Source organism: Chitinophaga niabensis (assembly GCF_039545795.1).
GTDB classification, from domain to species: domain Bacteria; phylum Bacteroidota; class Bacteroidia; order Chitinophagales; family Chitinophagaceae; genus Chitinophaga; species Chitinophaga niabensis_B.
This window is the reverse complement of record NZ_CP154260.1, coordinates 2354561-2368128: the sequence shown is the minus strand read 5'-3', so window position 1 is coordinate 2368128 and position 13568 is coordinate 2354561. Positions and strand designations below refer to the sequence as shown.

Here is a 13568-nt window from a genome sequence, read left to right as displayed (position 1 = left end):
ATAAAACGATTTAGTAGCGTGATTTAATAAGGTGCGGGAACACCTATGGAATAGTGCATAGGAGGCCCTTTCAAGAGCGGGCGCCCTGATTTTGGTTGTTAATCCATACTTGTTGTTTAGTTTCTGAGTTTGTTAACGTTAGCTGTTACTGATGTTTAATAAACGTGCTCATTCCTGTCTGTAAAACTAAATTCTTAGCGGCATCCTTTTCCCTTTAACGTTATGCCATAGCCGCTGTAACTATAAGATGCGTCCACTGTTCTTGTAATAACTTTTAAGATCTCTTCGAGGCTTTCATCGCCCAATGATATTGTTATAAAGCAGCCTGCAAAGGTATCTGCATTATATTGTATGGGGATAGCATACATTTTCTCCAGGGTATTGATAACGGAGTCCAGCGGGGCATCTTCAAAATTATAGCTCCTGGCTTTTTCCAGCCCGCCGGCAATCTGCAATTTATCTGTAAATGTTTCTGTGATCAGTTCCTTACCGCTTCCCGGGTACCTGCATACCTGCTGTGGCAGTACAATCCGGGCGGCAGACTGCTCAAGGTCCTGCCCTTTGAGGTAAACGGATACTTTACCTGTTTTAACTGCTACTGACTCCTGGTTGCCGGATGCCGTTACTTTAAAACTGGTACCGAGTACCTTTACCACAACGTTCTGTGTATAGATATAAAAAGGTTGTTCTGCATTTTTAGCCACATCAAAGAATGCTTCGCCGGACAGGGTTACTTCCCTTTTGCTGCCATTCATGAGCATATTATAAGAGATCCTTGCGCCTTTTGCCAGCACTACTTTGGAACCATCCGGCAGAAAGAGCAGTTCATCTTCTTTGTTGCCATTGTACCGGATCACATCTGTGGAATAGGCCTCTTTTTTATCTGTGCCTGTGATGGTGTTCTGTTTGGGAGCATACATAAACAGGGTCAATGCAATGGCTCCTGCCAGCATAGCCGCGGCCATGTACCAGTATTTTGCGATGTTTCTCTTTTGAGGGGCCGGCCTTATCTCTTCACGGATACGGTCCAGCATTTGTTCCAGCTGTACCTCACTCAGTTCCTGCTGCCCCTCTTCTTCTGCCAGCCTCATTTCCAGGAGAAAATGTTTTGCTTCTTCCAGCAACCATGCATGTTCCGGGTCCGTTGCAGCCCAGTGCAGCCAGTAGCCGGCATAGGGGCTTTGCGGATTGATCACCCAGTCTACGAACCGGTTATCCAGTAATAATGCATGTATTTTCTCCTCCTGATGGTCCATGAAATAGCAAGGTCTATATAAGGTAATGTCTGTTTTCTTACCTGGATACTCACTTTTGGAAAAGTTTTTTTTAGTCTTTGGAGGAACGGGGGGTATATTCTTTCCTTAAAGCCCTCAGGGCCCGCTGCATGAGGTTTAAAACGGACTGGTAATTCATACTCATCAGTTCCGCAATGCGTTCGTAGGGGATGTTCTGGTAAAAGCGGAGATAAACGGCTTCCTGCTGCCGCTGGGGTAGTTTATGTAACAATTGTTTCAGGGCCTGCCGGTTCTCGGCCTCTGTTTCCCTGGCGGTGATGGTTAATTCCACATATTCTTCCAGGAGACTGTCTGAAGCAAGACGCAGCTCATTTTCGCTCACAAAGGATTGCTTTGTTTGCGCTTTGGATAGTTTGTTCCGTAAAGCCCTGAAAAGATAGAATTTAGGATGGGAAGTATCTGCGAGGTTCTCCCGGTTGCGCCAGATCTCCAGGAAGAGGTCCTGGATACTATCCCTGATCAGGTCAAGATCATGAGTGAGTTTTAAGCCATACCGCACCAACGATCTGATGTGAGCCCTGTAAATAGCTTCAAGGGCGGCTGGATCACCGTTTTTCATACGGCTCCATTCCATATCGTGTTCACTGTTGATCAAAAAGTTGGTATTTATTGATACAAGGTATAGTTTTCCTTAAATCCAACCAAATAGTATAATATCAGGATAACGTTCTTTTTTGCCAGGATATAATAAAAGTTCTTTTCTTTGCGCAGTTAATAGTGTAACCGCAATATGCTTCAAGAGGGTATTTCAGGTTTTGTTGAGCGATGGCTGCAAGGGGATGACACTGCTTTTGAAGCGGTGTTTTATTATTTCCAGCCAAGATTGCTGCGTTATACTTTCCGCTATCTCAAAAATGAAGCTGCAGCAGAAGATATTACCACAGAAGTGTTGGTAAAAGTCTGGCAAAACAAACGTTCCATTACTAACCCTGCCACGTTTGAAAATTACCTGTTTACCATTGCCCGTCACCGTTTGATAAAAGCCTGGTACAAAAAGATGGATGGTTTGCTTGGCCTGGATGCAGCGGGAGAACTCTCCGACCCAACCGGGGCTAATGATCCTGTTTTATACAAGGAATTAGTGCAGCATTACCAGGAAAGCCTCAGCAAGCTGCCGGAACAACGCCGCCGGATCTTCCTGCTCCACCGGGAGCAAAATCTTAGCTACCGGGAAATAGCCGAACAACTAAATATCTCCCCGAAAACAGTTGAAAACCAGATTGCCGCCACACTAAAACAATTACGCGCTCAACTCGCCCAATACCTGGCCTCCCTTATTTTATAACCGGTTCCGTATTAACAAATTGTTACGCCATAGGGGTGTTTTACAAAAACAGGATATGTATAGGTAAGTGTTATAAACTTTACCTGTATGCAATCATTACCTGTAGATAAACAATTACTCCGGTTATATGTAGACGGTCACTGCACCAAAGAGCAATTGGATCTTATCCGGCAGTATTTGCACAACCCTGCTTACCAGGAAAGTCTTGATGAGTGGCTTCATGCAGACTGGCAGCAGGTTTCCGCGGAAACCTTTGAACCGGAACCTGGAGCCGCCGGTAAATACCGGCAATTTCTGACACTCGTTCAGCCTGCTGCACCGGCTCCTGTAAAACGGATCATAAGCCCCCGCTGGTGGCAGGCAGCAGCTGCTGCTATATTCGTTGGGGCCATAGCCTGGGCAGGCTGGCAACACCAGCAACAGGTAAAGCTGGAAAATGAATGGGTGTACCTGCATAATGAAGCCGGGAAAAGAACGGAAATTGTATTGCCGGACAGCTCTCAGGTATACCTCAACGCAGCCAGCGATCTCCGGTACAATAAAAATTATGGTATTACTAACCGGAACATTATCCTGGAAGGTGAAGCCTATTTTATCGTAAAACACGGCGGAGCACATCCGTTCAATGTTCAGACCGGCTCCCTTACCACGGTGGATATAGGTACCGTGTTTAATGTCCGCTACCGTATCACTGAACCAGTTGTCAAAGTAGCTGTTGCCGAAGGAGCAGTAAATGTAGTAGAACATGACCATCCAAAGGATAGTGTTATCGCTTCCCTCACTCAGCAGCAGGAGTTAAACTTTACTATTGCTGACAAAAGATCAAACGTTCAAACGCTCCCTGATACAGCACCGATCGGTGGATGGCGGCAAGGCATCCTTACATTCCATAAGCAAAGGTTAGGAGATGTTGCAAGGGAGTTAGAGCAGTATTATGGCATCACCATCCGGTTTTCCCAACCACAAACAGCCGATATATTGATCACTACTGTTATCGATAATGCAACGGCAGCAGAAGCGCTGGACATTATTTCCATCACTGCGGGTGTTACGCTAAAAAATTCAGGAAAAGAAGTATTGATAAAATAAAAAATCCGCTCCTGTAACAGAAGCGGAAATAAAGTATGTATTAGATCAAAACCACCGGGGACGGGAATCCAAAGGTGGTTATTTCAATAACACAAACAACAATTAAAAGTATGAAAAAAAAGCGAAAGAGGTATTGTGGCATCCCATTGCCTGAAAAAATGATCTATGCCCTCTGCCTGGGATGTCTGCTGTTATTCAGCACTGGCCTCTGGGCGCAGCAAGTAAACAAAAAAATATCTGTACAATTTAAAAACACACCTCTCCGGGAAGCCTGCAACAGCATTGAAAAACAAACGGGCTTAAATTTTTCCTATTCAGAAAACACGCTACTGGCTTATGGTAAAAACATTACATTCTCCTTACAGGATGCTGCATTAACCACTGTGCTGAACCAGATCTTTGAGAAAAGCCCGCTGGTTTACAGCATCAAAGGAAACCTGATCTTTCTTTCTCTGCATCCGGATTATAAACCAGCCAGCTCCAGCCCTGCTCAAAAAAACGGCATGGTAACCGGTAAGATCATCGATGGAGAAAACGGACAGCCTGTTGCCGGCGCTACTGTAAGGATCGCTGACAAGGGAACCACTACAAACATAAACGGCGCTTTCACTGTTCCGCTTCCCGCAGGTAACTATACAGCTACTGTCAGTTACGTTGGATATGGCACCAAGGTGATCACGGATGTGGTAGTGAAGAGCAACCAGACCTTTCAGCTGAATGCCACGCTGGAATGGAAAAAAGGACAACTGGAAACCGTAGTGGTAACGGCCTCAGCCAAAAAGGAAAGCGCAACCGCCTTGTATCTCAGGCAGAAAAATAATGCTGCTGTGAGCGATGGCATCAGCGCCGAGCAGATCAGGGCTACACCGGATAACAACGCAGCGCAGGTATTGAAACGTGTAAGCGGCCTCACGGTGCAGGACGACAAATTCGTTACGGTGCGTGGCCTGAGTGAACGGTACAACAGCATGATCCTGAATGGATCCAACCTGCCCAGTACAGAACCCAACCGCAGAAACTTTTCATTCGACATTATTCCAAGCAGCCTTATCGACAACGTTATTGTAAATAAAACGGCTACCCCGGATATGCCGGCAGAATTTGCAGGAGGATTAGTACAGGTGAACACAAAAGATATTCCTGCAGAAAACTTTGCCACCATTACCGTAGGAAGTGGAATAAATACCAATAGTACGGGAAAGTCCCTGTATTCAACACAGAGAGGGAATAAAGAATATCTTGGCATGGACGACGGCAGGCGCACATGGTGGGAAAAAGACTGGTCCCGCGATGCGTACAGGAAAGCTTTTTCAGCAGGAGATAATGTGAGCACCAGCGCAATGAACGCCCGCATTCCCAATAACTGGGGATTGAATAAATATGGTTATTCTCCGGTACAGAACTACCAGCTGGCAATTGGCAGAAAGATCCATCTCAGGGATGCCGCTTCCCTGGGTGTGACATTGGCCGGGACTTACCGGCATGAGGAAAACGTAATAGACGATCAGCGCTATCAACCTTCTTATTACTATTATGACAGTGCGAATACATATACTTTTAATACCGCGGTAGGCGCCCTGGCAAACATAGGATTTCAAAACAAAAACCATAAAGTAGTGCTGAAGAATCTTTTTAACAGGAGATTCAGCCATGAATCTGCCGTCAGCTATGGAAAGGAATTCAACTTCAAGGTAACTACTAATATAGAAGGCGATGATGTATTGTATTATTCAGACATGGTGCTGATCAATGATCTGTGGCAGAGCAGGCTGGAAGGTGAACATCAGCTGCACAAGCACCTGAAAATGGATTGGTCTGCTGATTATATCTCCGTGCACAGGGACCAGCCGGATACCCGTTCCGTACTGGGATACCAGGCGTATGGCCCCAAAGGGTACCATGAGTATATGTTGAATGAAGTAACTGGTTTTATTAACAGGGGTAACGCAATCTTTAACTCCGCCCTTGAAGAAAAAAGACAAAACGTAGCAGCGAATTTTACGGTTCCGTTCAAGGTAGGAGAAGCCAGTCAGCTGATCAAAGCGGGTTATGCGGGCGCTTTCCGTAAGGCGGACTTCAAGTCCTTAGCCATGAGGATGTTCTATGATCAGAAGGGTAACAGAGCTGCTATTGATGAGGCGGTATTTGGAATGCCAGATTACGAACTACAAAGCTTACTGAAACCAGGGTACCTCACGTACCGTTTTGTTTCCATTAGCGCCGGCGATGACGGAGAGGATTACCAGGGTGATCAGCAGTTGCATGCCGCTTATGTAATGGCAGACATCAATTTCCTGAAAAAATTCCGCTTTATTGGTGGTTTGCGTATGGAAAATAATGCCATGGATGTGAACGGTATTTCTTACAATAAAGCAACAGGTAATCCGGTGGATACTTTGGTGAAATACCGTAAAACAGATTGGCTGCCCTCCTTCAACCTGGTCTATAGCCTCACTAAAAAAATGAACCTGAGAGCAGCATATTCAAACACAGTTGCCAGGTCTGATTTCAGGGAAAGAGCTCCTTTTATCTACTATGATTTCAGGGACAGAACTTCTTACAGGGGAGCGGGTAATTTAAAAGATGCCGGCATCACCAATATGGATATCAGGTATGAGTATTATCCAGGGCCTGGAGAGGTTATCTCCGTATCCGGATTCTACAAAAAATTCAAACATCCTGTAGAAGTAGTGGCTTCGCCTGCCGGGGGGCAATTAAACTTATTCTATTTCAACCTGGAAAAGTCAACGAACATAGGGGTTGAAGTAGACTTCAGGAAGTCGCTTGGTTTTATGAAGCCTTCCGCAGCCTGGTTAAAAAAGTTATATATCAGCGGGAATGGCTCATGGATGAAAGCGAATGTAGTGTATGATGCACAGTCTTTGTTAAAGGCCGCAGCAGATGCAGGGTCAGCTCCGGGGCAGGCACCATCGGGAAACCGCGACCGTCCGTTACAGGGGCTTTCTCCCTATGTCGTAAACGGAGGGATCGGTTATTTCGATAACCTGCTCAGTATAAATGTAACATACAACCGCTTCGGGAAGAGAATATCGAACGCCGGTTTTAATCCCTGGCAGGATCAGTACGAAAATGCACGCGATGTAATAGACCTGCAGTTAAGTACCACATTGCTGAAGAATAAAATGCAGATCAGGCTCAATATCAGTGATCTGCTTCAGCAGGACTTCATCATCTATCAAAACGTAAAAGCAACCCCATCAGCAGGTTACGAGGGAGGGCGTTTTCTGTTTGATTCCGCGGAAGATCAGGCAAAAAATCCAAACCCCAACCATGATCCCAAAGGAACGTCCTTCAATAAAGATCTGGACTTCGTTTATCATAAATGGTTCAAAGGCAGAAATGTGAGCTTAAACATCACTTACAATTTTTAATGATCATGAATAAGATATTTTTTACACTCTTCTTTTTCGCTTTTGTTGTCACGTCATTCTATGCATGTAAGAAAGATGGTGAGCTTACAATAGCTACAGCAGTAATTAACTTTACTATTACCAGCTTTTCCACGAATGCCGGATCCGCTTTTGAAGTTGTAGTGAATAATGACCTGGTGGAAGACAGTTTGTTCAACGGGAATACCGCTACAAAATTGATCCCAAAGGCGAAGGATATGCAGCATGTGCTGATAAAAGATCGTGCTACCGGTACCGTTCTTATAGATACTTTGCTGAACATGCCCGGAAAGAAAGCTGCGCTTACCCTGTTGCAGCTGGATGCGGATAGGGATCCTGTTCTGGTAGGGCAAACTGATGAAAATATCCCTGATAATCACCGCCTGCAAGCCTTTTTTCATACCAATGATGTATTACCTGATGCTATTGGCGTTCAGATATACGCATGTCATTACGATCCTGTTTCCTTTACACTGGTGAAAACCGATACACTGGCAACGTTCAAAAACATAAAGAAGGGAGTGCTTTCTGAATTTCTGCTGATAAAAGACAATGCTGACCCCGCAACCATAGTCTATTTTTATCAGCCCTTGGATGTGAATACCCTGCAGCCATTGGCGAATATGGGCAAGTCATTCGATCCGGCGAATTATTCAGGTTATCAGTTTTCCTTTGACCCTGGTTCTAAAGGGACAGAGAAACATTACATCAACAATTTTACGACATGGGGCAACCAGGATCTTTTTGACGTATTTTCTGACAGGTTAATTTCATACTGAGATATTTATACCGCTATACCTATGCAACAGCCCCGTGATATGTGTTATCCGGGGCTGTTTAACACTTTCACCTTCTTAGGCACTTTTAGTAAGGTATTGATTCCAGTTTCACCGGGCCTAAAAGACCGGCAGATTGATATTTACTTTCAGATTTATAAGGGTTTACATTAGACCAGTATTTCCGCTCTTTAACAGGGAGTTTACTATCTCCTATAAGGCCGTTCACCCAGGTGTTCACTACTTCCACTTCCAGTTTATTTTCACCTTTCTTCAGTGCCGCTGTTACGTCTACTTTCCAGGGGGCTGTCCAGAGCGTACCAAGGTCTTTGCCATTCAGTTTCACTTTCGCCATTACCATTACGAGGCCCAGGTTGATATAGTAACGTTCTTTGCCGGGTGCGGCAGAAAAGGTGGTGCTGTAATAAGCGGTGCCGGAGAAGTTCTTTATGCGTTCATCAGGGTGCTGGCTCCAGTCTGTTAAGGTATTAAATGTCCAGGTGGAATCGAATTCCACCTGCCAGGGGCCTTTGAGTTCCTGCAATGTTTGCGGCTGTGGAAAATTGCTGCGGCCAGATGGTGTTTTAGTGGCGGGCTTGCGGAATACAATGAATGCACTTTCATATGCTTCCAGCTGCAAAGGAACAGTAGTACCATTTGCAGTAAATGTAAAAGAAGGCAGATCTCTTATTTTACCTGTTACTGCATCCCATAGTTCCGGCTGTTTTTCTTTGATGCGAAATGCAGGAGAAATATTAACCGTTTTATCGGATTGATTGGAGAGGAAATAGTAATCTGCATCTTTAGCCGTACGGTGCGTGTATAACACATCCTTGTCCAGTTGTACATCAGGAGGGAACTTCAATACTTCTTCCATGCTCTTCCCGGATACTACATTGGGGAGCTTCCACATCTCTGCTGAAAGTTTTTGAACCTGTGCATCTGCTTCCGGAAAACCCTGCAAGCTGGGAGAACGTTTGGGAGCAGGGCCTAAGATCAGCCCTCCCTGTTTCGCTAAAGCAAATAATTTTTTCAGCAACTCCGGCCGCATGGTTTCCAGCTCTGGCAATACCAGCAGGCGGTAACGAACGCCATCCGGCAATACAAACGAGCCATCTTTAACGCTCAGCCTTTGAAGGATCACTTCTGCATTGATATAATCGTATGAATAACCATGCGGTAATTCAGGATTTCTGATACCCGTCATTTTAGGCGCATCTTCTCCTATAAAATAGGCGATATCGTTCACCGGTTTACCCTGCTGCAAAATGAAATTACATCTGCGGAGATAATCCACAAATGCCCTGCCCTGGTAAAACCAGGTATTCTTGCGGTTAAACTCTGTGCCGAAACCTACGTTCACACCGGGGTTACGGTCTTCATAAGGTTGATGGATGAATACATGCAACAAAGTATGATTGATACCTTCTGTGAAAGACCAGTCGCCCCGTTTTTTGAGTAATGCGGGGTAACGCACGTAAGCCTGTCCGCCTGCGGTAAAGGATTCTGCGGCCACCCTGTTCTTACCGTAGATATGTGCAGCAGAAGAAGCTGCGCGGCATTCAATATTACCCAGTGTTCCTTCATTCCAGAATTCGCCGCCTACTTCATCTGCCTGCCCGCCGTATTTGAGAAATTCAGAAGGGAAGCCCCAGTGGCCATAATTCTCCAGCCACAAGCGCATCCCGTCTTTATGACTGATATCCCGCAAACCAGCTACATATTCATATGCCACCCGGTCCGCCACCAGTCTCCGCAGGTCCCAGAGGAAGCGGTCGCTTTGATCTGCGGTGCCTACTACCCTGCCGGAAAGAACTGGCAGCCAGGGTAAGGGATCGTAGCCGTATTGTTTTGAAAAGGACGCTGCCATATCATCCGTCCAGTTCTGGGAACCTGTTTCATAGCTATCTGCCACTACCCATTTGAGTGCGCTGCGTTCATTAGCAGGAATGCTGCTGCGGATCTTCCCCACGAATGCATCATAGTGATGCTGCATGGGAACGCGGTTGATCTTATCCACTTCGAGGCCTGCTCCTTCTTTGGATGCGGGCGCATTCATCACACCAGTGGTGAGCATGCCGTAACGGGTGATGATCCAGTTGCCGGCGGGTACATTCCAGCGCAGGATGCCATCCTTCCCGAAATATTGTGTGATATCTTTTACCTGTGATGGAGGAATAGTAAGTGTTGTATCCGTTGCCGTGGGATGTTGCGGCCATTGGTATTCATTCCACAAAGGCAGTGGCTGCTGGAACATCTTGGACAATTGTTTCTCTTCATAACGCTCAATGCGCGGGGCTTTCAGCAGATGTACTTCTGTAAGTCCTTCTTTGGAATTATTCTTTAAAAGCAGGCGGAAGCTTTTGCCTTTTACCGGAGGAAAAGAAACACTGAAAGGTGCGAAAGGCCTGAAACCCACATTATCACTGGGATTGGTACGGTCCACCAGGAACGTTGTAATGGAGCGGTAAGTGTTTCCTTCTTTCACCTGTAGTTCACCCTCTGCGCGGAAACGCCCTTTCATATAGAGGATGAGGCTTCTTGCGGTATTTTCTGCCGGCAGTTCCAGGTCAATAGATGTTTCTACTGCTTTGATATTTACAGCAAGCAGCAGGTCTTCCGCAGGTGCAGGATAAGCGAGCACCACTACATCCTGAAAGTCTTTTCCGGCTTCTTTTAAAGGCAGGGAAATTTGTTGCGGGCCTTTTACCATTACTTCCTCCCCCGCGAGATAACGCATGGACTGTGCAGGTTTGATCCATGGACCACCGCTCTGGCTCCATCCGGGACTGTTGAACAATCCTATCTCAATGCCCTTTTCACCGGCAGTGCGGATAGCCGTACGCGTTACCTTCCACCATTCATCTGAAAACAGTTTCACTTTGCCGTAGGGTACTTCGTTTTCATTATACCCGATATTACCAATAAAGGCTCGGCCGATACCGATATCCGCCATGGCAGCCAGGTCTTTCTTTATACCTTCTTCGCTGATATTGTCACTCATCCAGTACCAGTACATACTGAGTTTAGTGCTATCAGGCAGTGTGGTAAAACCTTTCTGCACGGCAGTTTGCTGTGCGGATGCGGATAAAGAACAGACGCAGAACAGGGCAAGTAAATATCTCATATCTTCGTAAAATAAGGAGAATATCAACTCATAGCATCCTGTACCGTCCTACTTTACTTCCATTTCAAAAAAGGCCAGTGTAATGTCGCTGTAATGTTTGGGGAGCTGAGAGATATCATCTGGTGCAAATACACCGAGGAAATTAAAACCACAATTGGTGTAATATTCGATGAGGCGGGCATTATCGCCCCAGGTGTCCATCCGTATATAGGCATTGCCGGTTTCTTTTGCATGCTGCCGGGCCCATGCAACAATGGCTTTTACGTAGTTGCCGCCGCGGAAGTTGGGATTGGTAACAATACGGTGAATGTAAATAGCTTTGCCATGGCCACGCTCTCCCCAGATGAACGGATCACTGTAAGCAATCACGAAGATGCAGGCAACAGCTCCATCTTCAATGATCTTCCATTGACGGCCTTCTTTGATCTCTGCTATTACCATCTCCCTGTCGAACTGTTTCCAGTGTTTATTGGAAACAGTTTTCTGAAATGCAACAGCTTCATCATACAACCTGAAAATTTCCTCCAGGTCTTTTTCGGTGCTTTGAACGAATTCCATGATGCAAAGCAAAGGAATTTAAGGGGAATAATATCACCTGATCAAAGTAACCGTGCCCTGCCTGCTAAACAGCCTGCCTTTGTAATCCACGCCCTGTACCATCCATACATAGGTTCCCATGGAAGCAGGTTTTCCTTTAAAGGTACCATCCCATACATCTGAGAGCGAAGTAGTGGAGAAAAATTCATGGCCCCATCTGTCCCATACCTTAAAGAAATCCAGTTTAGGTACACCAGGTGCAATCACGCGGAAATAATCATTCATGCCATCGTTATTGGGCGTAAATCCGGTAGGCACATAAAATTCAGGCCCGGCATATACTTTTACATGCATGGTATCATCATCCATACATCCTTCAGGTGAGCTGACTACAAAGCGGAAGGTCTGGTCTTTCTGCAGGATAGCCACCGGATTGGGCAAATGCGCATCATTGAGCCCTGTAGCGGGCTCCCAGGCATAGGTGAGTCCTGTACCTGCAGCAAGCCCTTCCAGTTGCAGGGGTTGATCGCGGGCAATGAGCGTATCCCTTCCTGCATGTGCTTTCAGGTCTATCACTTCCACAGGTACATCAATAGGTTTAGCGGCACAGCCAAGATCAGTCACAGCATGCAATCTCGCAGGATACTTCCCGCCTGCGGCATAACGGTAACTGAGATTTTCCTGTGTACTGTTATCACCATTGCCCAGGTCCCAGTACCATTTATGAATAGGTAAATGCGGTGTTTCATTGGTGCCGGTGAATACATTGAGTTCACCGAAACAGGCATTTTTCCCCGTAGCCGAGATCACCGGTTGTTCTGCTATCTGTACCTGTGTTCCCCCTGTTGAGCTGCAGCCTTCTTTGGAGGTGACGGTCAGTTGCACATTGTAAAACCCGGGGGTAGTATAAGGTGCTATCGGATCTTTTACATTGGAAGTAATACCACCGCCCCAATCCCAGTTCCATTTCTCCAGCGTTCCTACTTCAATGGTAGTGGCATCTTTCACCTGCAGCGGCGTACCCAGGCAAAGGATGGGCGGTTCAAAATCCACTACGGGATAAGAACCAATGGTGACGGGTGCTTTGAGGGTATCTGAAATGCAGCCACTATTATCTTCTATCACCAGTTTCACTTCATAATGCCCTGCTTTGGGATAAATATGTGCCGGTGGCTGTAATGCGGTGGAAGTTGTGCCATCTCCCAGATCCCACCAGCGGCGGGTGATAACGCCGAATGAACTGGAATTATCATTCAACTGTACCGCAGTACCATCACATAAGATCTGTTGTGAATCGAAACGGAATTCCGGGCGCAGGGCAGCACAGAACTGCTGCAGGTTGGAAGAGCCGCCGGTAGAACCGGCAAAACCCCAGAATACCATGGGGTCTCCGCCGAAGATATCCGTCACCAGGTCTTTCTGGATGGAGAGCCGCACATTATTATCTACGCTCACTTCCAGTTGATGGGTAACGGCATCCCATTTAATACGGAACAGGTGCCAGTTACAATCTTCTATATTCTCCTGCCCGTCCAGCAACATAACAGGCCCCGCCAGGTTGCCGGAGCTGCTGTGATCAGATAAACCATTCATCTGGATGGCCAGGTGATCATATCCCGGATCATTTTCATTGTCGTTCTGATAAGTATCGATCAGCACACCCAGTGAAGGAGATATTCCTTTGAAACCCAGGCCCTGGCCGGTAGCGCCGAGATTGGTGCCTTTGGTTTGCAGGATGAAGCCAATGCCATCGGCCCCGCTGCCGTCTTTGCAGCCAAGGTTCACATCAAATGCATAATCGAAAGACTGGGTGAGATCTATTTTGTTCTTATTCCAGGCAGTGCCGCTGAGGTTCTGCTGATCTGGTGTAAGTACATAGCAATTACAGGTCCGCTGCGTAGCAGAACCGTTCAGAATGTAAGGCTGTAAATTTTGCTGTGCATTTACTATTCCATGGAGGCATAGTATGCTGCTTAACAGGCATATTAGTCTTTTCATGGAAAGGAATAGTAGTTGGAACGTAATGGCAAATTAATACTTCTGCAGGGA

General features: G+C 46.2%; 9 protein-coding genes. 4 read left to right on the top strand and 5 right to left on the bottom strand.

Annotated elements, in window-relative coordinates:
* Positions 1-194: 194 nt before the first annotated feature.
* Together AAHN97_RS09365 and AAHN97_RS09360 are read right to left on the bottom strand one after the other, a co-directional pair.
* Positions 195-1256 (bottom strand): FecR family protein, encoded by a 1062-nt coding sequence (locus AAHN97_RS09365; RefSeq protein ID WP_343307324.1) that lies wholly within the window; start codon positions 1254-1256, stop codon positions 195-197.
* A gap of 70 nt (positions 1257-1326) precedes the next feature.
* Entirely contained in the window at positions 1327-1890 is a 564-nt protein-coding gene (locus AAHN97_RS09360; protein ID WP_343307323.1) for an RNA polymerase sigma factor, read from the bottom strand.
* Positions 1891-2025: 135 nt separating this feature from the next.
* Between AAHN97_RS09360 and AAHN97_RS09355 the strand changes: the two genes are divergently transcribed.
* The 4 genes from AAHN97_RS09355 to AAHN97_RS09340 all read left to right on the top strand — a co-directional run bounded on the left by AAHN97_RS09355 (position 2026) and on the right by AAHN97_RS09340 (position 7858).
* Complete coding sequence (locus tag AAHN97_RS09355) at positions 2026-2580, top strand: RNA polymerase sigma-70 factor (RefSeq protein ID WP_343307322.1); 555 nt, start codon at positions 2026-2028, stop codon at positions 2578-2580.
* Between the two features lie 87 nt (positions 2581-2667).
* Positions 2668-3669: a FecR family protein gene (locus AAHN97_RS09350; protein ID WP_343307321.1), complete on the top strand. Its 1002-nt coding sequence runs from the start codon at positions 2668-2670 to the stop codon at positions 3667-3669.
* A 110-nt stretch (positions 3670-3779) separates the two neighbouring features.
* Complete coding sequence (locus tag AAHN97_RS09345) at positions 3780-7061, top strand: TonB-dependent receptor domain-containing protein (protein WP_343307320.1); 3282 nt, start codon at positions 3780-3782, stop codon at positions 7059-7061.
* Between the two features lie 5 nt (positions 7062-7066).
* Positions 7067-7858, top strand: a complete 792-nt coding sequence (locus AAHN97_RS09340; RefSeq protein ID WP_343307319.1) for a hypothetical protein — start codon at positions 7067-7069, stop codon at positions 7856-7858.
* 85 nt (positions 7859-7943) lie between these two features.
* Here AAHN97_RS09340 and AAHN97_RS09335 read toward each other — a convergent pair whose 3' ends face one another.
* From AAHN97_RS09335 to AAHN97_RS09325, 3 genes are read right to left on the bottom strand one after another with little or no spacing between them, the layout of a single operon-like run.
* Positions 7944-10982 (bottom strand): glycosyl hydrolase, encoded by a 3039-nt coding sequence (locus AAHN97_RS09335; protein WP_343307317.1) that lies wholly within the window; start codon positions 10980-10982, stop codon positions 7944-7946.
* A gap of 48 nt (positions 10983-11030) precedes the next feature.
* Positions 11031-11540 (bottom strand): GNAT family N-acetyltransferase, encoded by a 510-nt coding sequence (locus AAHN97_RS09330; RefSeq protein ID WP_343307316.1) that lies wholly within the window; start codon positions 11538-11540, stop codon positions 11031-11033.
* Positions 11541-11573: 33 nt separating this feature from the next.
* Positions 11574-13517 carry a lectin-like domain-containing protein gene (locus AAHN97_RS09325; protein ID WP_343307315.1) on the bottom strand — a complete coding sequence of 648 codons (1944 nt, stop codon included), beginning with the start codon at positions 13515-13517 and terminating at the stop codon, positions 11574-11576.
* Between the last annotated feature and the right edge of the window lie 51 nt (positions 13518-13568).

What these genes read in the sequence shown, in the direction of transcription:
- AAHN97_RS09345 (WP_343307320.1), top strand. Translation starts at nt 3,780, where the DNA reads ATGAAAAAAAAGCGAAAGAGGTATTGTGGCATCCCATTGCCTGAAAAA.
- AAHN97_RS09365 (WP_343307324.1), bottom strand. Translation starts at nt 1,256, where the DNA reads ATGGACCATCAGGAGGAGAAAATACATGCATTATTACTGGATAACCGG.
- AAHN97_RS09335 (WP_343307317.1), bottom strand. Translation starts at nt 10,982, where the DNA reads ATGAGATATTTACTTGCCCTGTTCTGCGTCTGTTCTTTATCCGCATCC.
- AAHN97_RS09350 (WP_343307321.1), top strand. Translation starts at nt 2,668, where the DNA reads ATGCAATCATTACCTGTAGATAAACAATTACTCCGGTTATATGTAGAC.
- AAHN97_RS09325 (WP_343307315.1), bottom strand. Translation starts at nt 13,517, where the DNA reads ATGAAAAGACTAATATGCCTGTTAAGCAGCATACTATGCCTCCATGGA.
- AAHN97_RS09355 (WP_343307322.1), top strand. Translation starts at nt 2,026, where the DNA reads ATGCTTCAAGAGGGTATTTCAGGTTTTGTTGAGCGATGGCTGCAAGGG.
- AAHN97_RS09330 (WP_343307316.1), bottom strand. Translation starts at nt 11,540, where the DNA reads ATGGAATTCGTTCAAAGCACCGAAAAAGACCTGGAGGAAATTTTCAGG.
- AAHN97_RS09340 (WP_343307319.1), top strand. Translation starts at nt 7,067, where the DNA reads ATGAATAAGATATTTTTTACACTCTTCTTTTTCGCTTTTGTTGTCACG.